The organism is Micromonospora sp. NPDC047730, from assembly GCF_043204765.1.
GTDB lineage: Bacteria > Actinomycetota > Actinomycetes > Mycobacteriales > Micromonosporaceae > Micromonospora.
The window spans coordinates 1-23,580 of record NZ_JBIDCU010000032.1; the positions used below are offsets into that span (position 1 = coordinate 1).

Annotated in this window: 21 protein-coding genes; 5 read left to right on the forward strand and 16 right to left on the reverse strand. The window is 75.1% G+C overall.

The genetic code is table 11. From position 1 onward, the window contains the following. Window positions 1-314: 314 nt before the first annotated feature. The 4 genes from ACGF5G_RS34275 to ACGF5G_RS34290 form a co-directional block, all read right to left on the reverse strand. Window positions 315-1,574, reverse strand: coding sequence for an ABC1 kinase family protein (locus ACGF5G_RS34275; protein ID WP_393270906.1), 1,260 nt, complete (start codon window positions 1,572-1,574; stop codon window positions 315-317). 146 nt (window positions 1,575-1,720) lie between these two features. Continuing rightward, window positions 1,721-2,356 (reverse strand): hypothetical protein, encoded by a 636-nt coding sequence (locus ACGF5G_RS34280; RefSeq protein WP_393270829.1) that lies wholly within the window; start codon window positions 2,354-2,356, stop codon window positions 1,721-1,723. Further along, complete coding sequence (locus ACGF5G_RS34285; protein WP_357464251.1) at window positions 2,353-3,246, reverse strand: methyltransferase domain-containing protein; 894 nt, start codon at window positions 3,244-3,246, stop codon at window positions 2,353-2,355. Before ACGF5G_RS34285 ends, ACGF5G_RS34280 begins: the two co-directional genes overlap by 4 nt. 75 nt (window positions 3,247-3,321) lie before the next feature. Then, entirely contained in the window at window positions 3,322-5,187 is a 1,866-nt protein-coding gene (locus ACGF5G_RS34290; RefSeq protein WP_393270832.1) for a BTAD domain-containing putative transcriptional regulator, read from the reverse strand. A 287-nt stretch (window positions 5,188-5,474) separates the two neighbouring features. On the opposite strand from ACGF5G_RS34290, the gene ACGF5G_RS34295 reads away from it, so the two are divergent. After that, on the forward strand, window positions 5,475-6,257 hold the full coding sequence (locus ACGF5G_RS34295; RefSeq protein ID WP_393270835.1) for an NADPH-dependent F420 reductase: 783 nt from the start codon (window positions 5,475-5,477) through the stop codon (window positions 6,255-6,257). Here the strand turns inward: ACGF5G_RS34295 and ACGF5G_RS34300 are convergent. Then, window positions 6,185-6,898, reverse strand: a complete 714-nt coding sequence (locus tag ACGF5G_RS34300) for a winged helix-turn-helix transcriptional regulator (RefSeq protein ID WP_393270838.1) — start codon at window positions 6,896-6,898, stop codon at window positions 6,185-6,187. The two genes, ACGF5G_RS34295 and ACGF5G_RS34300, sit on opposite strands and share 73 nt — an antisense overlap. Window positions 6,899-7,054: 156 nt before the next feature. Here ACGF5G_RS34300 and add point away from each other — a divergent pair, with 156 nt between their 5' ends. After that, the gene (gene add, locus ACGF5G_RS34305; RefSeq protein ID WP_393270841.1) at window positions 7,055-8,119 is read left to right on the forward strand and encodes an adenosine deaminase; all 1,065 of its coding nucleotides are present in this window, start codon (window positions 7,055-7,057) and stop codon (window positions 8,117-8,119) included. Between the two features lie 10 nt (window positions 8,120-8,129). Here the strand turns inward: add and ACGF5G_RS34310 are convergent, their stop codons facing one another. From ACGF5G_RS34310 to rfbD, 4 genes are all read right to left on the reverse strand, one after another. Next, the gene (locus ACGF5G_RS34310; RefSeq protein ID WP_393270843.1) at window positions 8,130-9,044 is read right to left on the reverse strand and encodes a homocysteine S-methyltransferase family protein; all 915 of its coding nucleotides are present in this window, start codon (window positions 9,042-9,044) and stop codon (window positions 8,130-8,132) included. 173 nt (window positions 9,045-9,217) lie between these two features. Continuing rightward, on the reverse strand, window positions 9,218-10,387 hold the full coding sequence (locus tag ACGF5G_RS34315; protein WP_393270846.1) for an aminotransferase class V-fold PLP-dependent enzyme: 1,170 nt from the start codon (window positions 10,385-10,387) through the stop codon (window positions 9,218-9,220). A gap of 644 nt (window positions 10,388-11,031) precedes the next feature. Beyond that, on the reverse strand, window positions 11,032-12,060 hold the full coding sequence (rfbB, locus tag ACGF5G_RS34320) for a dTDP-glucose 4,6-dehydratase (RefSeq protein WP_393270849.1): 1,029 nt from the start codon (window positions 12,058-12,060) through the stop codon (window positions 11,032-11,034). Beyond that, complete coding sequence (gene rfbD, locus ACGF5G_RS34325; RefSeq protein ID WP_393270852.1) at window positions 12,057-12,974, reverse strand: dTDP-4-dehydrorhamnose reductase; 918 nt, start codon at window positions 12,972-12,974, stop codon at window positions 12,057-12,059. The genes rfbB and rfbD overlap by 4 nt, the downstream gene beginning before the upstream one ends. 169 nt (window positions 12,975-13,143) lie before the next feature. Here rfbD and ACGF5G_RS34330 point away from each other — a divergent pair, with 169 nt between their 5' ends. Further along, on the forward strand, window positions 13,144-13,716 hold the full coding sequence (locus ACGF5G_RS34330) for a dTDP-4-dehydrorhamnose 3,5-epimerase family protein (protein ID WP_393270908.1): 573 nt from the start codon (window positions 13,144-13,146) through the stop codon (window positions 13,714-13,716). 221 nt (window positions 13,717-13,937) lie between these two features. On the opposite strand, the gene ACGF5G_RS34335 is transcribed toward ACGF5G_RS34330, so the two are convergent. After that, on the reverse strand, window positions 13,938-14,873 hold the full coding sequence (locus tag ACGF5G_RS34335; protein ID WP_393270855.1) for a hypothetical protein: 936 nt from the start codon (window positions 14,871-14,873) through the stop codon (window positions 13,938-13,940). A 161-nt stretch (window positions 14,874-15,034) separates the two neighbouring features. Here ACGF5G_RS34335 and ACGF5G_RS34340 point away from each other — a divergent pair, with 161 nt between their 5' ends. Beyond that, window positions 15,035-15,655 (forward strand): TetR family transcriptional regulator, encoded by a 621-nt coding sequence (locus ACGF5G_RS34340; RefSeq protein WP_393270857.1) that lies wholly within the window; start codon window positions 15,035-15,037, stop codon window positions 15,653-15,655. Window positions 15,656-15,724: 69 nt separating this feature from the next. Then, on the forward strand, window positions 15,725-17,314 hold the full coding sequence (locus ACGF5G_RS34345; RefSeq protein WP_393270859.1) for an MDR family MFS transporter: 1,590 nt from the start codon (window positions 15,725-15,727) through the stop codon (window positions 17,312-17,314). Between the two features lie 93 nt (window positions 17,315-17,407). Here the strand turns inward: ACGF5G_RS34345 and ACGF5G_RS34350 are convergent, their stop codons facing one another. Genes ACGF5G_RS34350 through ACGF5G_RS34375 form a run of 6 tightly spaced genes read right to left on the reverse strand, consistent with a single transcriptional unit; the run spans window position 17,408 to window position 23,411 of the window. Continuing rightward, complete coding sequence (locus tag ACGF5G_RS34350; RefSeq protein WP_393270861.1) at window positions 17,408-18,304, reverse strand: STM4011 family radical SAM protein; 897 nt, start codon at window positions 18,302-18,304, stop codon at window positions 17,408-17,410. Beyond that, the gene (locus tag ACGF5G_RS34355) at window positions 18,301-19,626 is read right to left on the reverse strand and encodes an STM4012 family radical SAM protein (RefSeq protein ID WP_393270864.1); all 1,326 of its coding nucleotides are present in this window, start codon (window positions 19,624-19,626) and stop codon (window positions 18,301-18,303) included. The genes ACGF5G_RS34350 and ACGF5G_RS34355 overlap by 4 nt, the downstream gene beginning before the upstream one ends. Next, entirely contained in the window at window positions 19,623-20,426 is an 804-nt protein-coding gene (locus ACGF5G_RS34360) for an STM4013/SEN3800 family hydrolase (protein WP_393270866.1), read from the reverse strand. Before ACGF5G_RS34360 ends, ACGF5G_RS34355 begins: the two co-directional genes overlap by 4 nt. Then, window positions 20,414-21,523 (reverse strand): STM4014 family protein, encoded by a 1,110-nt coding sequence (locus ACGF5G_RS34365; protein ID WP_393270868.1) that lies wholly within the window; start codon window positions 21,521-21,523, stop codon window positions 20,414-20,416. Before ACGF5G_RS34365 ends, ACGF5G_RS34360 begins: the two co-directional genes overlap by 13 nt. Window position 21,524: 1 nt before the next feature. Continuing rightward, complete coding sequence (locus ACGF5G_RS34370; RefSeq protein ID WP_393270870.1) at window positions 21,525-22,472, reverse strand: STM4015 family protein; 948 nt, start codon at window positions 22,470-22,472, stop codon at window positions 21,525-21,527. 6 nt (window positions 22,473-22,478) lie between these two features. Beyond that, complete coding sequence (locus ACGF5G_RS34375; protein ID WP_393270873.1) at window positions 22,479-23,411, reverse strand: STM4015 family protein; 933 nt, start codon at window positions 23,409-23,411, stop codon at window positions 22,479-22,481. Window positions 23,412-23,580 lie beyond the last annotated feature (169 nt).

Below are 23,580 nucleotides of genomic sequence, written 5' to 3' on the forward strand. Positions count from 1 at the left end.
GGGGTTTGGGCGCGGCGGGGGGGGGGGGGGGGGGGGGGGGGTGGGGGGGGGGGTGGGGGGGGGGGGGGGGGGGGGGGGGGGGGGGGGGGGGGGGTGGGGGGGGGGGTGGGGGGGGGCCGACGGCGGGGCGGCGGGGGGGGTGGGCTGGGCCCCCCCCCCCCCCCCGCGGCACGTCCGGCACCGGTAAGGCGGGCGAGCCCTCGGCCCGGTCCGACGACGGCGGGGTGGCCGGACCGGGCCGAGGCTGCTTCGACGGGTGGGCGGTCGGGTGATGTGGCCCTGTCGAGCTGCCCCGCCTGTGGGACCGCCTGTCGTCAGCGGATGCCGAACAGCGCCCGGTTGAGCACCGGCTTCGCGGTCTCCTGGAAGTCGATGTCGGGGTCGAGCGACCGCACCGTGCCCTCCACGACGAGCAGCGACAGCAGCGGGAAGACCAGCTCGGGCGACGCGGCCACCCCGTACCGGCGTTGCAGGTCGAACAGCTCGCCGGCGAAGGCGATCAGGCTGAACTCCTTGGCCGACAGGCGGTAGCTGCGGGCCACGAGGTCCTTCACGCCCTCGGTGAAGGCCGGCACGTCCGCGTCGTCGGCGACGCCGATCGCGCTCTCCAGCACGATCGCGGCGCAGCGGTCGCCACGCCCGATCGACATGTTGAGGAAGAAGTCCGCGAAGAGCCCGCGCATCTTGTCCGACAGTTGGACGCTGAAGCCCGCGTCCAGCACCACCACCTGCCCGCTGCGGGTGAAGTAGAGGTTGCCGGGATGCAGGTCGCAGTGGACGAAGCCGTTGATGAACAGCATCTGGTAGACCACGGTCAGCGTCGACGCCGCGAACGTCCGGCGCATCGCGCGGGGGCACCGGGCGCCGGTGTCGACGGCCAGGTCGGGGATGAAGTCCATCACGATGGCCGCCGGCCGGCTCGCCGCGGCGTGCACCCGGGGCACGCGTACCCGCGGGACCCCGCCCAGGTCCTCCCGCAGCCGGTCGAGGTCGCGTCCCTCGCGGCCGAGGTCGAGCTGTCCCAGCACCGACGCGCAGAGGCTGTCCACCACCTCGCGGACCGGCACACCGCGGAACATCGGCAGCCGGGCGACCACCGAGGCGCCCCGGCGCAGCAGGCCGAGGTCGGCGGCCATCCGGGGACCGATCCCGGGGCGGCGCAGCTTCACCGCGACGGTGGCCCCGTCGGGCAGCGTGGCCCGGTAGACACAGGCGATGCTGCCGCTGGCCACCGGCGTCTCCTCGACCGAGGCGAAGACGGTGTCCAGCCGGTCCCCGTACACCTCGCGCAGCGCGGCCCGGCTCTGCGCGGCGTCCATCGGCGGCACGTCGTCCTGCAACATGGACAGCTCGTCGCAGAGCAGCGCCGGCACGACGTCACGGCGGGTGCCCAGCACCTGCGCCGCCTTGATGAACGTCGGGCCCAGCCGGGCGACCGTCCGCGCGACCTCCCGGGCGAAGCGGCGGCGACCGGCCGGCCGACCGTGCCGGAGCGCCGTGCCGGCGGCTGCGGCGAGCCCCGCCGCGAGCGACGCGGTCGCCACCGAACCGATGACGACCGCGCGTGCGCCCAACCCCGCCCCACCGGGTGCGAGCGGTGGACGGCGCGATCCGGAGGGTGGGGCGGCGCGCAGGGCCGCCGAACCGAGGGGGGAGAGGCCGAAGATGAACTTGGACGGAACCATCGTGCGCCTTTCTGCCGAGGGGTCAGCAGGCCGGGTCAGGCGGTCGTCGCGGACAGCCCCGGCACGTCCAGCGCCCGCAGGCGCAGGTTGGCGGCGTCGCCGTACCACAGGCGCAGGCCGTCCCAGGTCAGGCTGGTGGGCCGGCCGTCGACGTGGATCTGCAGCACGTTCCGCCCGGCGCGCAGGTCGAAGACGGTGATCGCCTCGCCGAGCCGGTCGGTGTGGGCGACGTACCGGTCCGTCACCGTCACCCCGGTGACGCCGAGCGGGGCGGGCACGGTGGCCAGGAGCCGCAGGTCCGAGGAGTGCCGGAGCTCCAGCGCGTCGGACCAGCCCAGCCAGATGCCGTCCTTGCCCGCCTCCATCCCGCAGATCGGCACGCCCGGCCGTGGGCTCGGCACGTCCCGCAGGATGTCGCCGGTCTGCGTGTCGCAGAGCCGCAGCGCCCCGTCGGTGGCGTAGAGCAGGGCCCCGCCGAGCGAGGTGAGCCCGGCCACCAGGCCCGGGCAGGACAGCGTGTGCCCGGGGGCGCCAGTGCGTGGGTCGAGGCAGGTGGCCTGCCCGCGGCCCTGGTCGGCGTACCAGAGGGCGTGGCCGGACCAGGTGAGGCCGGCGAGCTGGTCGACGTCGATGGAGAGGTCGTGCACCGACGCCGCGGTGTAGATGATCATCGCTTGTCCGCCCGGTCGAGGTGACAGTCGAGGCGCCATCGGGTCACGTCCCGAGCGGCGGGACCCTCCGGACGTCGGGGGCGCACGTGCACGGTGTCGCCCGCGGCGACCCGCGTGTGCCGCAGCGGCCAGACGAAGACCGCCCAGTTGCAGCCGAGGTAGGAGGGCATGTTGGACAGTTCGATGCCCGGAGCCAGCGTGGCGGTGAAGTACCCGAGCACCGCGTGCAGCGTGCCGTCGCGCTCCAGCGGCAGGGCCAGCGGCCGGGCGGCGCGCAGGCCGGTGTCGCCGCGGCCGGTGTCCACGAGGACGGCCGGCTCGCCCAGCAGGACCGGCTCGCGGCTGAGGAAGTGCAGGTGCGCCGACGGCTCGACCAGCTCCTGGACCACGTCCAGCCGCATGCCGAGGAAGTCGTCGCTCCAGATGCCCCAGCCCTCGTCGTCGAACTGCACGGCGGCGAGCCGGGTGACCACCCGCTCGGGCACGACGACCCCGCCGGGCCGCAGGTTGCGGCGGTTGAACGTGCGCAGGATGCGGGCCATGTCCTCCTCGGGCCCGAGGTTGCCCATCAGCTCGCAGACGGTCACGTCGACCTGGCGCGGCAGCCGGGCGAGGCGCGCGTCCCCGACGACCAGGGTCACCCGGTCGTCCCAGTCGTTGGCCTTGATGATCCGGTCGGCGACGGCGGCGACCTGGGGATCGGCCTCGACGGCGTAGACGTGGGCGGCGCCGTGCCGCAGGGCCAGCGCGGTGAGCGCCAGGGTGCCGGCGCCGACATCGGCCACCACCGTGTCCTCGTCGACCGCCGCGGCCAGCGCCCGGTCGTACGCCTCGACGCGGCGTCGGTCACCGAGCATCGCCTGGTGCATGAGCAGGTGGCGCTGGTCCATGTGCGATCTCCCGCCCCGTCGACCGGCTGATCTACTGGAGAATCATATAGTAGAAATTGACGCTTGTCCCCTGCCTCAGCGACCCGTGTGGCAGCCGCAGGTGCAGCCGACGGCGGGGGGTTCACCGTCCACGCCGTGCTCGTGCAGGAGCTGCCGGGCCAGGGCGTGCACCGTGCCCAGCATCCGGTAACGCCGGCCCGACGAGCTGTGCCGGACCTCCAGGACCGACTTGTCCACCAGCCGCTCCAGTAGCATCTGCACCGTACGCGGCTCGCCGGCGATCGCCTTGTCGGCGACGGCCGCCGCCTCCAGGCAGAACGCGGCCGGCATCGCGCCGAGCGCGGTGAAGCAGCGTTGCTCGGCCGGATCCAGCAGCTCGATGCTGCGGTGCACCGCGGCGTGCAGCGAGCGGTGGTGACTGGGCACACCGCGGCGGGGTGGCTGGATCCGGCGCAGCGGGTCGTCGAGCCCGTCGACCAGCGTCTCCAGGCGCTGCGTCCGCAGGCAGGCCGCGGCGAGCTCGATGGCCAGCGGCAGCCCGTCGAGGGCCCGGCAGACCGACGCCACCGCCTCGATGTTGGACTCGGTGAGCCGGAAGCCCGGCCGCACCTGCGCCGCCCGCCGGGCGAACAACTGCAGGGCGGGCTGCGCGGCCAGATGGCCCGGCTCCGCGTCCACGCCCAGCGGCCGCACCGGGTACACCGCCTCGTAGGGCAGCCCGAGCAGCTCCCGCGAGGTCAGCAGGATGGTGATCTGCGGGCAGTTCCGCAGCACGTCGTCCGCCAGGTCGGCGGCCTCGTCGGTGACCAGCTCGGCGTTGTCGAGCACGAGCAGCAGCTTCCGGTCGTGCAGCCGGTGCACCAGCGGGTCGCAGCGGCCGGCGCCCCGGGTCGGTGGCTCGTCGACGGCGACCTCGACCGCCCGGGTCAGGTCCGGGCCGGTGCGGACGTTCGCCAGGTCGGCCACCGCCACGCCGTCGGCGAACCGCTCGCGCAGCTCCTCCGCCGCCGCCAGGCCGAGCGCCGTCTTGCCGACGCCGGCCGCCCCGGTCAGGCTCACCAGGCGGTACTCGCGCAGCAGGTCGCAGACCGCCGAGAGGTCCGCCGCCCGCCCGATCAGCTCGTCCACCACCGGTGCCGGCCCCCGCCACGGTGGTTGGTGGACGCCGGGCCGGGCGTCCAGCACCTCCCGGTACGCCGCCGTGAGCTCGGGGCCCGGGTCCACGCCCAGGTCGAGCTTGAGTCTCGTGCGCACGTCGGCGTACCGCTCGATGGCCCACGCGCGCTGGCCGATGTGGGTGAGCGCCTGGAGCACCCGGGCCTGCACCCGCTCGTTGAGCGGCTCCGCCTGGGCCAGCCGCTCGGCCAGCGGCAGGACCGCATCCGGCCGCCGCAGCTCGAGGCCGAGCGCGACGTAGTCGAGCGCGGCGGCCAGGAACTCCTGCCGCAGCGGGCCGATGTCGTCCTGCTCGGCCAGCAGCACGGACAGGTCGCCGATCTGGGGATCCTGCCACTGGTCGACGCTCTCGCCGTACCGGGCGAACGCGCTCTCCAGCTCGCCGCTGTCCCGCAGCGCCGACGCCCGCCGGACGCCGGCGCGGAACACCTGCAGGTCGAGCTGGTCGTCGGCGACGGTCAGCCGGTACCCGCCGGGCACCGACACGATGGCGTTGGTCCGCTGTCGTCGAGGCGTGTCGGGCTCGACCGCGTGGCGCAACCGCGCGACGTAGGTGTGGACCAGGTTGGCGGCCCTCGTCGGTGGCTGTCCCGCCCAGAGTGCGGCGATCAGGTCGTCCAGCGGCACATGTCGTCCGGCCCGCAGGGCCAGCAGGGCGAGGACTGCCCGCTGCTTCGGGGGACCGAGGTCGACCTCCCTGCCGCGAATCGTCGCTCGGACGGGACCGAGGATCTGAATTCGGAGTCCGATCTCGGTCCGGTTCACACGTCCCCCAGCTGTCGTGGCGCTGTGCTCAGTGCTCCTCCACTTTAAGTGAAGAACTTCCATACTTAAAGAGGCGGAGCTGTCGCACTGGGTAGCCGGGCCGGCGTCATCCCGGCGTCAAGTGGCCGTCAAGAACGGTGCCGGAAACTTGGCTGCGGCAGCCGGCGGCACCCGATCGAATCGTGTCCGGCCCAGGCCGGACAGCTCTCGACCACGACCCGGAGCGGAGAGATGCGGACGATCGCACCCCACGGTTCGTACCCCCACCTCGCGACGCGGCCCCGCCCATGATCGTCGGCATCATCGGGCGCGGTCGGATGGGATCGGCCCTGGCCAGGGCGCTTGCGGCGCACGGGGGGCCGGTGCTGATCGCCGGTCGCGGCGACCCGGTACGGCCGCCCGGCCCCTTCGCCCCGTACCCCGGAATCCGGTCCGTCCCGACGGGCGCCGTCGTCGCCGGGGCTGACCTGGTCGTCCTGATGCTGCCGTTCGCCGCCGCCGTGGAGCTGGCCCTGGCCGGCCGGCTCGACGACGGACGAGGGCGTACGGTCATCGATGCGACGAACCCGCCGCAGGCTGGTGTCGCCCCGCCCGCTCCGGCCGGATCCGGGGGACGGTTGCTAGCGGAACTGTTACCGCAGTGGCGCGTCGTCAAGGCGCTCAACACCGTGCCGGCCGGCATGCTCGACGAGCCCGTCCTCGACGGACGCCCGGTCACCGTGCCCCTGGCCGGCGACCACGCGCCGGCCAAGGCGCAGGTGAGCGCGTTGCTGCGCCGGCTCGGGTTCGCCCCGGTGGACGTCGGCGGCATCGACCGGGCGCCGGCGCTGGAGTCCCTGGCCGACCTGTTGATGGCGATCAGCAGCCGGCACGCCCTCCGGGGCCGGCTCGGTTTCCAGGTCGCCCTCGCGGAGCCGCCGGCCGCGGTGGACGGCGGGCTGTCCGGGCCCGCGCACGTCGAGCTGAGCCGCCGCGCGCCGGCCGCCGGTGGCGAGCGTCAGCGCCGGCCGGCGCCCGCCGCGGAGAGCGCCCGCTCGCCGGCCGGCCGGCCGCCGAGGCCGAGCAGGTAGAGGCAGCGGGGGAGTGCCGCCGGCGGGCCGGTGACGGAGACCGCCCCGCTGACCACGGCCTCGACCGGCTCGATCGCGCCGCTGCCGAGATCGAAGAAGGTCCGGGCGTCGGTGGCGACCCGCAGCGTGGCGTCCGCGCCGGCCGTCCCCTGCACCGTGCGGGCCTCGCCGTCGGCGACGCGGACGTGGAACACCTCGCCCTCGATGTCGAACTCGTAGACCTCGTCGGCGAGGGCCCGGGCCGGGTCGACCATGGACTCGATGGCCAACACGGCCCAGGAGGCCCGGGTGACCGAGGCGCCCGTGCGGACGGGCTGCTCGGCGAGCAGCGTCAGCCCGAACCGGGCCAGCACCAGGACCGGCTCCCGCAGCTTCTCGCCCAGCTCGGTGAGCGCGTAGCCCGCGGTGCGCCGTTCGGCGTCCAGCGGCTCGATGATGCCGGCCTCGGTCAGGAAGGCCAGCCGGTCGGCGAGCAGGTTGGTGCCGATGCCCGGCAGGGCGTCCAGCAGGTCGCGGTAGCGGCGAGGCCGGACCAGCAGCTCGCGGATGATGAGCAGCGTCCAGCGTTCACCCACCACATCCAGTGCGAAGGCCAGCCCGCATTGCTGGCCGTACGTCCGACGGTCCCGTTGCTCTTTCACGGCGCTCCTTGATGCCGCAGCGCGGACTCGGCCGCGCTTCTTTACTTAGACATAGTACATGACTGCCTCTTCCAGATTGCCCTCCTGTCTGCGGAAATTCCCGCGACGCCGGTACGCCCCATTTTGTCCATCCGCGACCTGCCTAGAATCGGCCCGGTGACGACCGCCGTACCGGCCGGGCAGGACCTCACCGACGTCCTTGCCCGCCTGCCCAAGGTCGAGTTGCACGTGCACCTCGAAGGGTCGGTGCGGCCCCGCACCCTGCTCCGGATCGCCCGCCGGCACGGCCTCGACCTCGGTCGGCTCGACGAGGCGGCGGTGGTGGAACTCTTCCGCTTCCGCGACTTCCGCCACTTCACAGATCTGTACGAACAGTGCTGCGCGGCGCTGCGCGACCCGGCCGACCTCGAGCTGATCACCGAGGAGCTCGCCGACGAGGCGCACCGGCAGAACGTCCGCCACCTGGAGGTGACGTTCAGCCCCGGCACGCACCGGCGGGGGGCGGGCATCCCGTTCGACGAGCAGCTCGACGCCGTGGCCCGGGGCGCCGAACAGGCCCGCCGCCGCACCGGCGTCACGATGCGCTTCGTCGTCGACCACGTCCGGGGCGGGCCGCCGGAGGAGTGCCAGCAGGTCGCCGAGTGGGCGGTGGCCGGCGCCGGCCGGGGGGTGGTGGCGCTCGGCCTCGGCGGTTTCGAGCCGCGGCGCCCGGCGTCGCTGTTCGGGGAGGCCGTCCGGTGGGCGGCGGCGCGGGGGATGCCGTTCGTGCCGCACGCGGGCGAGGCGGTGGGGCCCGAGGGCGTCTGGGACTGCCTGCCGTTCCGCCCGCCGCGCATCGGGCACGGCATCCGGGCGGTCGAGGACCTGCGGCTGGTGGCGGCGCTGCGGGACCGGGGCGTGGTCCTCGAGGTCTGCCCCACCAGCAACCTGCGTACGGGTGTGGTCTCCGAGCCGGGGGCGCACCCGCTGCGCCGGTTGTGGGACGCCGGGGTGCGGCTCACCCTCAACACCGACGATCCCAGCATGTTCCACACCGACCTGCTCGCCGAGCACCGGCTCGCCGTCGAGTGGCACGGTTTCACCGTGGCCGAACTCGCCGCCATGACGCTGATCGGGGTCGACGCCGCGCTGCTGCCCGCGGCGGAGCGCGCGGCGCTGCGCGAGCGGGTGACGACCGAGCTGGCGGAGCTGGGCGTGACCGCCGCCGGCCTGCCCGCCTGAGCCCGCACGGTCAGCCCGGGCGCGGCGCCAGGCGGGACCGCAGCGCGGCGATGTGCGCCGGGGTGGTGCCGCAGCAACCGCCGACGACGCCCAGCCCGACCGGGCGCCAGGCCGTCCAGAGGTCGGCGAAGGCGTCGGGCGTCAGGCGGGGCGGGAGATAGCGGTCCACCGGGGTGGCCGGCGGCACCCCGCTGCGGTCCTCCACGTTCGGGTACGCGCCGAGCAGGCCCGGCCCCGCGGCGCGGAGCCGTCGCAACGCCCGGTCGGTGCCCGCCGGGTCGGTGCAGTTGACCAGGACCGCCGCCGCGCCGGCCGCCCGTACCGCGTCGGCCGCCGCGGCGACGTCCTCACCGGACAGCAGGCGGGCGTCGCCGGTGCAGACGAAACTCACCCAGGCCGGCAGGCCGTGCTCGCGTACCGCCCGGGTGGCGGCGACCGCCTCCCGGACGGTGTTCATGGTCTCGACCAGCGCCAGGTCGACGCCGGCGCGGGCGAGTCGGTCGGCCAGCCAGCCGTGCTCCCGTCGCAGCACCGCGGCGCCGGGCACCAGGTCCGGCCGGTAGCAGTCCTCGACCGGAGCGACGGAGGCGGCGACGAGCACCCGCCGGCCGGCCACCGCCGGGTCGGCCGCCCGGCGGGCCAGCGCCACGGCGGTACGGACCAGACCGGCGGCCGTGGCCTCGTCCGTCCCGGCCCGGTACGCCGTCCGCAGGGTGGTGCGGAACGTGTCCGCGGTGAGCACGTCCGCTCCCGCCGCCACGTACGCGCCGTGGATGCGGGAGACGAGGCGCCGGCCCTCGGCGTCCAGCAGGCAGCGCGCCGTCCACCACGGGGCGGACACGGACCGGCCGTGCCGTTGCAACTCGGTGCCCAGCCCGCCGTCGAGGACCAGCGGCCCGGACGTCGACGCCCCCGGTACGTCCACCGGCACCTCCCCGCCCCCGCCGGCCCCGCTCGCCGTGGCCGGCTGCCCGATCGTGGCACGGTCGGCCCGGCCGGCACGACGTCCGCGCGCCGCCGGAGGGGAACTCCGCAAGCTGTGAGACAGGCGCGGCCGGGCTCCGCCGGCCACGCCGGTGCCGTACCCGGCCGGCGGGGTCAGGCCCGGGGGGAGGCGATCGCCGCGACGCCCCCGAGCAGCGCCCGCACGTCGTCCCGCGTCGTGTAGCGCGCCACCCCCGCGCGCAGGGACTCGGGCGCGTCGGGCGACACGGCCCGCAGCGCCGGCTCCGCGCCGAAGGTGCCGTGCCCCACGGTGATCCCCTCGGCGGCGAGGACCGCCGCCACCTCGGCCGCGGACCGGCCGACGACCTGGAAGGACACGATCGGTATCGGGGACCTGCCGTCCGGACGGCCGAGGACGCGCACCCCGTCGATCATCCGCAGGCCGCGGGCCAGCAGGTTGGCGAGGCGTTCGCCGTGCCGGAACACGGCCGAGCGGTCCCAGCGGAGCAGCACCTCGGCCGCCACTCCCGCGGCGAGGACCGCCTCGATGCCCGGCCCGCGCGCCACCCCCGGCCGGTCGGTGGTCCGGGCGACCACCGACCGGGGCCGCCCGTCGCGGTTCCACAGCACCCCGCACCGGGGGCCGTACCACTTGTCGGCGGAGGTGACGAAGGCGTCGCAGCCCCACGCGGCGACGTCCACGAACCGGTGCGCCGGCGCCTGCACCCCGTCCACGAAGATCCGCGCGCCGGTGGACCGCGCGGCCGCACAGATCGCCGGGATGTCCGGCGCGCTGCCGAGGACGTTGGAGCCGGCGGTGACCGCGACCCACCGGGTACGCGGGCTGAGCTGCTCGGTGACCGCGTCGACGGTCAGCTCGCCGCTCGGCGACAGGTCCGCCACCCGGACGACGGCACCCTGCCGCCGGGCGGACTCGCGCCACGGGTCCACGTTGGCCGCGTGGTCGAGAGCCGTGCACATCACCTCGTCGCCGGGGCGGAGTGCGGGTGCCACGGACCGGACGAACTTCTCGGTCAGGCTCGTCATGTCGGCGCCGAACGACACGATGCCGCCCGGTGCCCCGATCAGCGTACGGAACCGGCCGGCCGCCCAGTCGAGCACCGTGCGGGACCGCGGGTGCGCGACGTCCGCGCCGGCCCGCGCGGGATACCGGGTCATCACGTCGCGGACCGCGTGGTGCACCAGGGTGCCGGCGGGAGCGTCGAACCGTGCGGCGCCCGGCCGCAGGTCGGGGAACTGCTCCGTGACGGGCCGTGTCACCAGGGCGGTGAGGGGCAGCGCATCCAGCTCGCCGAAGGTCATCTCAACGAGGGGGATCAGATCGGCGCGGCGGTCGTACGAACGCGCGCGGTGGTGCCGGTCGGCAACGGGGAACCAGGCAGAGCACGGTCCCGACAGGGCACCGGCACGGTGTCTCCTCGATGGGCGCATGTGGACATCGCGTTCGTCGCAGCTGCGTGCTATCCCAGAGTCGTACTGACGGGCCGCAGGGGACGGCTCCTCTCAGTTCGGCGAAAAGTATCACATCCGGCGCGTACGGGCGAGCCCGTGACGACGGTGAGTGAGTTTCGCCCGTGGTCGTGGCCGACCACCGTGCTCGTACCCGGCGCGATCCCGCACGGCTACGGCATGAGCCCGGGCCCACCCGGTCCGACGTCGGTCGCCGCCGGGTCGGCGTCCGCGTCGGCACCGTGGGGGTCGCCCCACCACCGCCAGAAGTCCGCGCCGGTGGCCGGCGCCCGTCCGGCGGGTGCGCGACGCCGCGGGCCCGTCCGCGCGTCCGGATCGGCTGCGGTCCACCAGGACAGATGCCGCGGGTCGACCTCGGGCACCTCGGCGCTCCCGTCGGCTCCGGCGACCCGGGGACCCTCCGGCGGGGCTCCACCGTGACAGGCGACGGACACCATCGCGGACCTCCCGTCCGGTGTCGATCGAGGACAGTCAGGCTAACCCGCCGTCCGTCCCGGGCGGTCTCCCAGCTTGCGCAACACCGGGCGGCGCCGGAGCGGCTCCCACCAGGCGCGGTTCGCGCGGTACCAGGCGACCGTCTCGCCGAGCCCGCCGTCGAGGTCCTTGCGCGGCGCGTACCCGAGCTCGCATCTGATCTTGCTCCAGTCGACCGCGTAGCGCCGGTCGTGCCCCTTGCGGTCCTCGACGTAGCGGATCCGGTCGGGGCCGGCGCCGCAGGCCGCCAGCAGGCGATCGGCCATCTCCCGATTGGTCAACTGGGTGCCTCCGCCGACGTTGTAGACCTCCCCGGCCCGGCCCCGCGTCCGCACCAGCTCCAGCGCCCGGACGTGGTCGTCGACGTGCAGCCAGTCGCGCACGTGCAGCCCGTCGCCGTAGAGCGGGACGTCCCCGCCGTCGAGCAGGTTCGTGATCGCCAGCGGCACCAGCTTCTCCGGGTGCTGGTGCGGGCCGTAGTTGTTGGCGCAGCGCGTCACCCGCACGTCGAGCCCGTGCGTCCGGACGAAGGCCAGGGCGAGCAGGTCGCTGGCGGCCTTCGCGGCGGCGTACGGCGAACTCGGCAGGACCGGGTCCGTCTCCGGCCACGTGCCGTGCTCGATCGACCCGTACACCTCGTCGGTGGAGACGTGCACGAAGACCGCGCGGTCGCCGTGCCGCCGCCGGACCGCCTCCAGCAGCGTGTAGGTGCCGAGCGTGTTGGTGCGGACGAAGTCACCGCCGTCGGCGATGGACCGGTCCACGTGGGACTCGGCAGCGAAGTGGACGACCTGGTCGTGCTCCGCCACCAGCCGGTCCACCAGGTGGCTGTCGCAGATGTCGCCGCGGACGAAACGGTAGGCCGGGTGGCCGGCGACGGGGCGCAGGTTGGCGAGGTTGCCCGCGTACGTCAACTTGTCCAGCACCGTGATCCGGACGCCGCGCGGTCCCGCCGGCCGCAGCAGGGTGCGGACGTAGTGCGACCCGATGAAGCCGGCGCCGCCGGTGACGAGGATCCTCGTCGCGTTCATGCCGACCTCCGTCGCGTGCGGTCTCCGCCGGCCGGCTCGGCCCGGCTCCGCTCCTCGGCCACGGCCGCCTCGATCATCCGTCGCCATGGCGGCAGCGGGCCGAGGCCGGCCCGCGCCCACCCGTCGTGCCCGAGGACGGAGATCCGTGGCCGCCGGGCGGGCCGGGCGGCGAGCCTCCCGCTGCCCGTCGGGCGCACGCGGTCCGGGTCGAGCCCGTGCAGCGCGAAGACCGTCCGGGCGAAGCCGTACCAGGTGGTCCGGCCGGCCGCCGTGCCGTGGTAGATCCCGGCCGGCGCCCGCCCGGCGGCCGCCAGCCCGGCCAGCGTGACCAGCCGGCCGGCGAGCGCGCGCGCCCAGGTGGGCTGGCCGTGCTGGTCGTCCACGACGTCCACGAACTCCGTCTCGGCGGCCCGCCGCAGCACCGCGCGGACGAAGTTGGGGCCGTGGCGGCCGTACAGCCAGCCGGTGCGGACCACGTAGCCCGCGCCGGGCAGCAGGCCGCGCACGGCCCGCTCGCCGGCGAGCTTGCTGCGGCCGTACGCGTTCAGCGGGGCCGGCGGAGCGTCCTCCGGCCACGGCACGGTGGTCTCGCCGGAGAAGACGTAGTCGCTGGACAGGTGGATCAGGAGCGCCCCGCTGCGCGCACACGCCCGGGCCAGGTTGGCCGGGCCGGCGCCGTTCACCGCGGTCGCGCCGGCCTCGTCCGACTCGGCCCCGTCGACGTCGGTCCAGGCGGCGGCGTTGACGACGACGTCGTGGCCGGGCACCGCGTGCCGGACCGCGGCGGCGTCGGTGATGTCGAGCATGGCCCGGTCGAGGGTGGTGTGCCGGCCGCCGGCGAGGACCTCGCCCAACTCGAGGCCCAGCAACCCGCCCGCGCCGGTCACGAGCAGTCGTGGCGTCGGCGCGCTCATCGCCGCCTCCGGTGCGTCATCGCCACGCCCGCGCCCGCGGCCCCGTCGTCCACAATGCATCGATGGTGTCCCGGCGTGGCCGGTGGACGCCGAGTCGGGTTTCCGACTCGCCGCTCGGTGGCTGGCCGTGACCGGCCCGCGAGTTCCGCGACGGGTGAGGAGGACAGTGGTGGACATCCGGGCGTTGACGATCGAGGGTTCGTGGCTGGTCACCCCGGAGCAGCACCACGACGACCGGGGCCTGTTCCTGGAGTGGTACCAGGCGGGCCGCTTCGCGGAGGCGGTCGGACGACCGTTCAGGGTGGCGCAGTCCAACGTCTCCGTCTCGGCACGGGGGGTGATCCGAGGCATCCACCTGGTGGACGTGCCACCCGGCCAGGACAAGTACATCACCTGCGTCTCCGGGGCGGTGCTCGACGTCGTGGTGGACCTGCGGGTGGGCTCGCCGACCTTCGGCCGGTGGGAGGGGGTGCGCCTGGACGACGTCGACCGCCGCGCCGTCCACCTCGACGCCGGGCTCGGTCACGCGTTCTGCGCGCTGACCGAGCCGGCCACCGTCGTCTACCTCTGCTCGTCGCCGTACGACCCGGCGGCCGAACGCACCGTCAACCCCCTCGACGCGGAGCTCGGGATCGCCTGGCCGGAGGGGCCGCGTCGGCTGTCGCCCCGCGACGCCGCCGCCCAGACCGTGGCGCAGGCGCTGGCCGGCGGAGCGCTGCCGGCCTACGTGCCGCGCGGGTAGCGCGGCGCCGCGCCGGCCGGGCGTCACCCGCCACACCCGGGCGGCGTGCCGGCGGCCGGGTGCGGCGCGCCGGCGGCCGGCCCGGGTCGGCGCCGGGCCGGCGCGGGGACACCGACGGCGGTGCCGCCGGCCGTGGCCGGCGGCACCGTTGCGCGGGCGGCGTGGTCGCGGCGACCGGCCGCCGCCGCGGGTCCGGCGCCGGCCGGCCCGCCCGGCATCGCTCACCTGCTGTTGTACGGCATGGTCGGGAACCATCCGTAGTCGAACATCGCCGGTAGCCGGACGTCCCAGTAGACGACCATGAACACGCCCAGCGCGATCAGCATCCCGCCGGTCAGCGCGGCGGTCCGGGACGGGCTCGCCGCCAGCCAGCTCACGAAGCGGCCACGGGTGAGCACCACGATCAGGGCGAACAGCGCCGTCACGACGGCCACGTTGCCAATGGACTGCAGGACGAACGCGCCGGCGCCGTAGAGCGGGTTGCCGGAATCGACGGCCCAGTGGAAGAGCTTGTTGAACAGGGGGTACGGCCGGCCGATCAGGAAACCGCCGACGAGGGCGCCGAGCACCACGACCCGGGCCGCCGGCCGGTGCGCGAACGGGTCCCGCAGCACCCCGAGCGCGGCCAGGCCCAGGTAGACGAAGGCCAGCCCGATCAGCCCGAACACGACCATGGACTGGACCAGGCGTACCGGGAGACCGCCGACCGTGGCCGTGGAGAGCTGCGGCAGACCGTCGCCGACCAGTACGCCGACGAAGCCGTAGACCGCGGCGACGGCGACCATGCCGGCCGTGAGCCAGCCCACCGGCCGTACCAGGCTGCGCAGCCCGGCCCTCGTCGCCCCGCCCGCACCGGCCTGGCTCATCGGGCCGATGGACGCCGCCATGGCGATGTTGCAGGCGGTGAACGTGCCGGCCAGACCGGAGACGAAGGCGAAGACGAGACCGGCCAGGGTGCCCCCGATCGCGGTCGCCTTGGCGTCGCGGCCGAGCATCGCGTTGGCCACCGAGTCGCCGATGACGTGGTCGACGAATTCGTAGGACCACAGCACCGACAGCAGCACGCCGGCGGCCGTGGCGCCCAGCACGATCCGTCCCCGCCCGGCCGGTGTCGCCCGGGGGGCGACGGCGGCGGCTCCTTGCTCAGTGACAGTCATGACTGGATTTTGGGCGACCGGCCGCCGGTCGGTGTTCTCGCAGGTTGCCCGATGCCCCGCGGGCCCGACTGCGACTGGTGACCCGCCGGTCGGCCAATGGTCCGCGTCACGTCGGGGATAATTTCTTGCACAAAGTGCAAGATCGCTTGTAGCGTTCCCGCGTGCACACCGCCGAGACCGAACCCGGCCCCGGCCGGCGCGACCGCAGGAAGCGCCGGACCCGGGCCGCGCTGACCGAGGCGGCGCTCCGCCTGGTGGCCGAGCGCGGCCTGGCCCAGGTGACGGTGGAGGAGATCAGCGAGGCGGCCGGCGTCTCCCCGCGCACCTTCTTCAACTACTTCGCCTGCAAGGACGACGCGCTGGTCGGCGACCACGCGGGCGACGCGGCGCGGCTGGTCGCGCGCCTGGCGGCCGTGCCGCCGGAGGTGCCGGTGCTGGCCGCGCTGCGGGCCGCGCTCGCCGACGTGGTCGACGAGGTGCGCACCGAGCGCGAGCTGTGGTGCCTGCGGATGGAGGTGGTGACGCGCAACCCGGCGTTGCTGCCCCGTCTGGTCGCCGGCAACGTCGAGACCGAGCGGGCCATCGCCGAGGTCGTCGCGGCGCGGGTCGGAGTCGACCCCGACCACGGCTACCCGGCACTCGTCACCGCCGTGGCCGGCGCGGCGGTGCGTACCGCGATGACCCGGTGGGCCGCACACCCCGACGGACCGGACCTGGCCGACCTCGTCGACGAGGCGTTCGCCGCGCTCGCCGCGGGCCTGCCGCAGCCGGACCCCTCCTGACCCTGCAAGCCCCCTTCCGGGGAACGGTCCCCGGACGGCCCGTGAACCCGCACCCGTGAGGAAGCGTCAATGACCGCCACCGTGCCCGCCGAGACCCCCAAGGTCAGCGCCGGCCGCATGTCCCGCCGAGAGGTGCTCCAGGCACTCTCCGGCCTGATGGTCGGCATGTTCGTGTCGATCCTCGCCTCCACGGTCGTGGCGAACGCGCTGCCGCGCATCATCGCCGACCTGGACGGCTCCCAGACCGTCTACACGTGGATCGTCACCACCGAGCTGCTGGCCATGACGGCGACCGTGCCGCTGTGGGGCAAGATGGCGGACCTCTACAGCAAGAAGCTGCTCATCCAGCTCTCCCTCGGCCTCTTCGTGGTCGGCTCGCTGATCGCCGGGCTGACGCCGAACGTCGAGGTGCTGCTGATCAGCCGCATCGTGCAGGGGGTCGGCGCGGGTGGCATGACCGCCCTGGCCACCATCGTGATGGCGGCGATGATCCCGCCCCGCGAACTGGGTCGCTACGCCGGCATCTTCGGCGCCGTGTTCGGCGTCGGCACCATCGCCGGCCCGCTCATCGGCGGCGTGCTGGTCGACACCTCCTGGCTCGGCTGGCGGTGGTGCTTCCTGATCGGGGTGCCGTTCACCCTGCTCTCGATCTTCCTGCTCCAGCGCACCCTGCACCTGCCGGTGACCCGCCGCAGGGTGCGGATCGACTGGCTCGGGGCGCTGCTCATCACCTCCGGGGTCTCCACCCTGCTGATCTGGTCGTCCCTGGCCGGAAACTCCTTCGCCTGGGCGTCCGGCTGGACCGCCCTGATGGTCGGCGGCGGGATCGCCCTGCTGGCGCTGGCCGTCGCGGTGGAGGCCCGCGCGGAGGAGCCGATCGTGCCGCTGGGCATCTTCCGTAACCGGACGGTCTCGTTGACCACCATCGCCAGCGTGCTGGTCGGCGTGGCGATGTTCGGCGGCACGGTGTTCCTGTCCCAGTACTTCCAGATCTCGCTGGGCAAGTCGCCGACGGTGGCGGGGCTGATGAGCCTGCCGATGATCTTCGGCCTGCTGGTCTCGTCGACGATCGCCGGCCAACTGATCACCAAGACCGGCCGGTGGAAGCGCTACCTGGTCGCCGGCGCGGTGGTGATGTCGGTCGGCATGCTGCTGCTGGCCACCATCGACGCGCACACCAGCGGGCTGCTGCTCGGCGTCTACATGGCGGTACTCGGCGTCGGGGTCGGCATGCTGATGCAGAACCTGGTGCTCGCCGCGCAGAACGACGTGCCCGCGCAGGAACTGGGCGCCGCCACCTCCGTGCTGACCTTCTTCCGCAGCATGGGCGGCGCGATCGGGGTAAGCGCGCTCGGCGCGGTCATGGCCAACCGGGTCGCCTCGCTGACCGCCGAGAAGCTCGGCCCGCTGGCCGGCGGCGCCGCGGGGGAGGGCTCCGCCGAGGTGCCCGACCTCTCCACCCTGCCGCCGCCGGTGCTGCGGATCGTCCAGGACGTGTACGGGACCGCCACCGCCGAGCTGTTCCTGATCGGCGCCCCGTTCGCGCTGCTCGCCGTGGTGGTCGTGCTGTTCATCCGGGAGAAGCCGCTGCACACCCTCAGCGGTGAGGAGCGGCGCGCCCAAGAGGAGGCGGCGGCCGCCATGCCCGGCGCGCACTGAGGTTCGCCCGATCGACGGAGGGGGCGGCCCGGCCCGCGCCGGTCGCCCCCTCGCCGGGTGGCAAGGGCCCGCCCGCCCGGGCCGGCGCGTCGCTCAGGACGGGCGGAGCCGGGGCGGGGCGACCGGCACCGGCGGGCGCGCCGACGGCCAGGCCGCCGGGATGCGTTCCAGCAGCCCACCGGCGAAGACGTCCCGCAGGCCGAGCGGCTTGAGGTGCACGTACCCGATGTGGCAGTCGCAGGTCGCGTTCGCGCACGGGCGGGGCCGCAGGGCCGGCCGCCACGAGCCGTCGTACAGGTTGCCGATCGGTTCGGCGATGAAGTGACACCGGCGCACCGTGCCGTCCCCGAGCACGGAGACGGCGGTCTCGCCCGCGTGGCAGGGCCGGTCGAGCGACACGTGCGGGCGGACGCTGAAGCCGAAGAGCGGATCCAGCTCCGTCCAGACCGCCTCCTCGGCGGCGTCGTAGCGCCGGCCCTCGGCGGCGTTCACCCACAGGTAGACCTCGGCGGGCAGGGCGGCCCGCAGCGCCCGTGCCTCGCCGAGGTGCTCCGGCAGGCCGACCACGCCGACCGAGTACCGGATGCCCAGCTCGGACAGCCGCAGGCAGCGGCGCAGGAAGCGGTCCCGGTCGACCTGGCCGGGGTGGTAGGTGGTCCACAGGGCGGCGGCGCGGGGGTCGGCGTCGGCCAGCCAGTCCACCCGGGCGGCGAGGTTGGTCTGGATGACGACCCGGTCGACGTGCGGCAGGTGCGACAGCGACACCATCGCGTCCCGGTACCAGCTGCGGGTCAGCCCCTCGCCCCACGGGGTGAACAGCACGGACAGCCGCACGTCGGTGGTGGCCGCGACCCAGCCGGCGAAGCGGTCCAGGGCGGCCCGGTCGGCGCGCAGCAGCTCCGGCGGGTCGTGCCGCTTGGCGAAGGGGCAGTACGGGCAGTCGTAGTTGCAGCTCGCCAGCGGGCCCCGGTAGAGGATCGCCAGGTTCACCTCGGCACGTACCCGGTCATCGCGTCGCGGACCCGGGCCGAGGTCAGCCACGGGCCGACGGCGTCGGAGCGGGCCAGCCCGGCCGGGGTCAGCCGCAGCCCGCCGTGGGTGGCCCAGCCCCGGTCGACCAGGCGGCCCAGCTCCGGGAAGTCGTCGCCGGGCGGGCGGCCGAACCGGGCCCGGTAGGCGGCCGGGTCGACGCCGTCGACGCGCAGCAACGACTTGAGCAGCCACCGGCGGCGCTGCTCGGCGCCGTCGAGGGTGAACCCGAACTCGGCGTGCCGGAAGTCGTCGGCCGGGCGGGTCACGTAGTCGTCGAGCACCGCCCGCACCTGCGACACGCCGACCGCGTAGTCGAACGAGTAGTGCAGGCTCGTGGTGTAGGAGCGGGCGCCGCAGCCCAGCCCGACCATGCCGTCGTCCTGGCAGCAGTAGTCCGGCCCGTCCGGCGCCGGCACGTCGGTGCGGCGGAACTGCCGCATCGACTCCTGGCGGTACCCGGCCGCGCCCAGCGTCGCCACCGCCTGCTCGTAGAGGGCGAGCCGCTGGGCGTCCCAGTCCGCCCGGTCGTGCGCCCGCCGCCCGAGCCCGGTCAGCGGCCGCACGTACAGCGGGTAGAGGTAGAGCTCCTCGGGGCGCCACGCCAGCGCCGCGTCGAGGCTTTCCCGCCAGGTGTCAGCGGTCTGTCCGTCGATGCCGTAGATCAGGTCGATGTTGAGCACCGGGATCCGGGCGTCGCGGATCGCGGCCAGGGCCGCCTCCACCTCGGTGCGGCGCTGCGGCCGGCCGGCGGCGCGGGCCTCGGCGTCGAGGAAGCTCTGCACGCCGATGCTCACCCGGGTGGTGCCGTGCGCGGCGAGCACCGCGAGCCGGTCCGGCGTCGCGGTGGCCGGCGAGGTCTCCACCGACAGCGGTACGCCGGGCAGCCGCGCCCCTATCGTGGTGGTGGCGATGTCGAACAGCTCGGCCAGCTCGTCGGCGCTCAGGTAGGTGGGGGTGCCGCCGCCGAACGCCGCGCGGGCGTATCCGGCGTCGGCGCCGAGCGCGTCGGCGACCCGTTCGGCTTGCCGGCGCAGCTGCCGAAGGTAGCCGGTCACCTGCTCGGCGGGGGCGTTGGCGCGGGTGAACAGGTTGCAGAACCCGCAGCGCATCTCGCAGAACGGCACGTGCACGTAGAGGAAGAGCGCGTCGCGCGCCTCGGCCCGCCACACGTCCGCCAGCAACGGCCGGGGCCGCAACGGCCGGTACGAGGTCTTGTGCGGGTACGCGTACAGGTACTGCTGGTACGGCGAGCCGTCGAGGCCCGTGTCGGTGCTGGTCACCATTCTCCCGGGTGCAGGGTGAAGTGGGCGTACGGGACGGTCCACACCACGTCGTGGCCGATCCGGTGGCCGGTGTGGCCGTCCTCCCCGTACGCGGTGCCGTGGTCGGCGCAGACGATCGCGAACACCGGCCGGCTCCGGCCGGTGAGCAGGGCGAACAGCCGGTCGATCCGGCCGTCGACGTACTCCAGGGCGGCGGCGTGGCTGGCGAGGTCGTCGGCCCGCGCGCCGGGCAGGTAATGCCGGTTGGGCTGGTGCAGCGCCGCGACGTTGAGGAACGTGAACAGCGGCTGCCCCGCCGGCACCCGCGGCAGCACCTCGGTCAGCCGGTCGAGCTGGGCGTCCAGGCAGGCGGGGGAGGTGACCCCGAACTCCGGCTCCCAGTGCGCCTCGGCGAACAGGCCGGGCAGCACCGCGCCGAGCGGGCTGCGCCGGTTGAAGAACCCGACCCCGCCCAGACAGAGCGTGTGGTAGCCGACGCCGGCCAGTGCGGTCGGCAGGTCCGGCGCGTCGAACACCCACGTGTCGCTGCCCGCGGTCTCGCTGCCGGGGAAGGCCGCCGCGTACAGCCGCTCGTGCCGGCCGGGGGCGACCGGGGTCGGCAGGAAACCGGCGAAGAACGCGTGGTGCGCGGCGTAGGTGAAGCTGGCGGGGGAGTGCCGGCGCTCCCACCGGCCGCCGGGCAGCGCCCGGGCGAGGTGCGGCGTCCGCCCCCGCTCCGCCAGGTCGGCGGCGACGTCGTAGCGGAGCGTGTCGAGGGTGAGCAGGAGCAGGTCGTGGCTGCCGATCAGACTCCGCACGGCAGCACCTCCGCCCCGGCGGGGGCGCGACCGGCCGCCGCCGACCGCCAGCGCTGCCACCGGCCGTCGGTCAGGGCGTGCACCTGCTCGGCGTAGGTGTCCCGGCCGTCGGCCAGCACCCCCGGCAGCAGGTCGCCGAACGCGTTGACCTCCGCCACCGCGTGCCGCCGCCAGCCGACGAGGAACATCAGGTCGATCCCCACCTGGAGCGTGCGGGGAAAACACCCGGCGACCCGCTCGCAGGTCTCCATCGCCGCCGCCCACGCCGCCGGCCCGGCGGCCGCCCGCAGCGCGGCGAGGTCGCCGCGGGCGTTGCCCAGGTGCAGGTTGGTCAGCGGACCCCGGGCGGCCCGCACCACGGCGTGGGTGGGTCGCCCGGCGACCACCACCACCCGCAGGTCGACCACCCGGTCGCCGAGCCCCGCCTTGGGCAGCCACCGCTCCACGTGCAGGCCCTCGGGCGCGATCCGGTCGACGATCGCGGCGACCTGCGCCTCGTCGGTGTAGCGGCGGGGCCGCAGCGAGTTGAACAGCCCGTCGGGGGCCGCCTCGACCGTGGTGACCGCCTGTACCCGGCGCCCGGCGACCGCCAGCGCGAGCACCCCGGCGGCGGACGAGCCGTGCGCGGGCTTGACGAACACCCGGCCCCAGCCGGTCGCCGCCATCGCCGCCCGCAGCTGCGCCCAGCCGTGCACCGGGGGCAGCGCGGCGGGCACCGGCACCCCGGCGGCGGACAGCCGCGCGTGGCAGCGCCGCTTGTCGCACATGACGGCGACGTCCGTCGGGTCGTTGAGCAGCTCCGCGCCGCCGGCGGCGACCCGGCCCAGGCCCCTGAGCAGCCCGGCGTACGTGTCGGCCAGGCCGACCAACTCGCCGTGCCGGGCCGGGACGGCGGACCGGCGCAGCAGCCGGTCCACCTCCGGGTCCTCCCCGGGCGAGTCGACCCGCACCAGCGCGCCCGGCGCCGGCGGGGCCGCCCCGGTCAGCACGTCGGCCCAGGGCAGCACCGCGGGCCGGGGCAGGCCGGCATCGAGGACCGCCCGGGTGAACAGGCCGACCCGACGGTTGTCGGGGTTGCCGACGACGGTCAGGCGCATGTCACTCCGACACCGCCGTGTAGCGGTAGCTCTCGCCGTCGTACTCGTCGGCCTCCTGCGGGTCGGACACGTCGACCCGGACACCCGGCAGCGCGGCGACCACCGAGGCGGCCATCTCCTCCGAGAGGTAGTGGTGGTGCAGGTCCAGCTCCGCCAGGTGGCTCAGCGGCTGCCCGGCCAACAGCCCCGCCGCGCCCCGGTCGCCGAGCGTGCCTAGCGACAGGTCCAGCCGTTCCAGGCGCGGCACCACCGCCGCCCTCGCCAGGGCCTCGGCGAGGTCGTCGGCGATCTCCGCGTTGCGCAGCCCGAGCCGGCGCAGCGCGCCGAACCGCTCCCCGGCCAGCAGCGGGGCCAGGTCGGACACCTGTGCGTCGCCGCCGTAGTCGGAGGTGCCGAGCCACAGCTCCAGGTCGGTCAGGGCGGGCAGGTCGGAGTCGAGCACCGCGCCGACGAACGCCCGCGACAGCCCGCCGGTCTCCACCGCCAGCTCCCGCAGCCGCGCGTGCCGCGCGGGCGAGAACGCGAGGTCCTCGCCGCCGCGGACGCGCAGCACCTCCAGCTCCGGGTACGCCGTGAGCAGCGGGCTGACGTCGCCCACCCTCATCCAGGAGACCTCGCACTCCTCGCTGGTCATGTCACCGAGGAAGAGGGCCCGCAGGGCGGGCAGCCGGGGCGCCGCCGCGCAGAGCTGCGCGATCGGGGCGGGGTTGAACGCCGCGTACCCCCACGCGCCGACGACCAGGGACTCCACGGACGGCCCGGCCTGCGCGACGAACCGGTCGAACGCCACCCGGAACTCGTCCGAGAGCTTGTAGTCGGCGGTCTCGTCGAAGTGCCACAGGGAGAACCGCCACGAGACCGGACCGTCCACCGTGGGCAGCGGCCCGTCGACCGGGACGTCGACGACCGGTCGACCGGCGAAGGTCCGCGCGTGGGAACCGAAGGCCACGGCCGGTCACTCCCCGACGGCGGTGTAGCGGTAGCGGGTGCCGTCGTACTCGTCGGCGGTCTGCGGGTCCGACACGTCGACGCGCACGCCCGGCAGCGCGGCGACCACCGCCGCGGCCATCTCCTCGGAGAGGTAGTGGTGGTGCAGGTCGAGCCGCGTCAGGTGGGTCAGCGGCTGGCCGGCCAGCAGCGCCTTCGCGCCCTTGTCGGTGAGCGTGCCCATCGACAGGTCGAGGACCTCCAGCCGCGGGACGACCGGCGCCGCGGCGACGGCCGCCGCCACCACGTCGGCGATCTCGGCGTTGCACGGTGCCAGGTGCCGCAGCGCGGGCAGGCCGGCGCCGGCCAGCACGCCGGCCAGGTCGTCGACGGTCGCGTCGCCGCCGTAGTCGGACCGGCCGAGCCACAGGTCCAACCGGTGCAGGGCCGGCAGCTCGCAGGCGCCGACGGCCCGCACCACCCCGGCCGGCAGCCCGCCGGACTCGAACCGCAGTTCGCGCAGCGCGTCGTGCCGGACCGGCTCCAGCCGCAGGTCCTGCGCGCCGCGCACCCACAGCACCTCCAGCGACGGGTACGCCGCGAGCAGCGGGGTGATGTCGCCGTGCCTGAGCCAGGAGATCTCGCACTGCTCGTAGGTCAGGTCGGCGAGGAAGACCGCCCGCAGCGCGGTCCACTCGCCGGCCGCCGCCACCAACGCCTCCACCGGCAGCGGCCGCTCGTACGCCTCGCCCCACTCGCCGATCACCAGGGCGCGCACCGCGTCGGCCGGCACCTGCTCGCGCAGCGCCTGCACGAGGCCGGCGAACTCCTCGGGCTCCGCGTCGAAGTCCTCGACCTCCAGCCGCCAGGCGACCGCCGACGGGTCGTCGGGGAGGGGCATTCCCGGTGTGAACGGCAGCACCGGCAACCCGGCGAACGACGACACGTGCGAACTGATCACGCCTACCTCCGGTCGACTGGTGCAGCGGCGGCGAGACCGTAACAGGTGTGCCCGACAAGATGATCAGCGGCGGCCGGTGGCAGGCGCGCGCGGTCCGCCGCCGCCGCCGGCGGTGCGCCACGGTGGCGGGGGCGGACGACGGCGGCGAGACGCCTACCTCCCTTTTCTC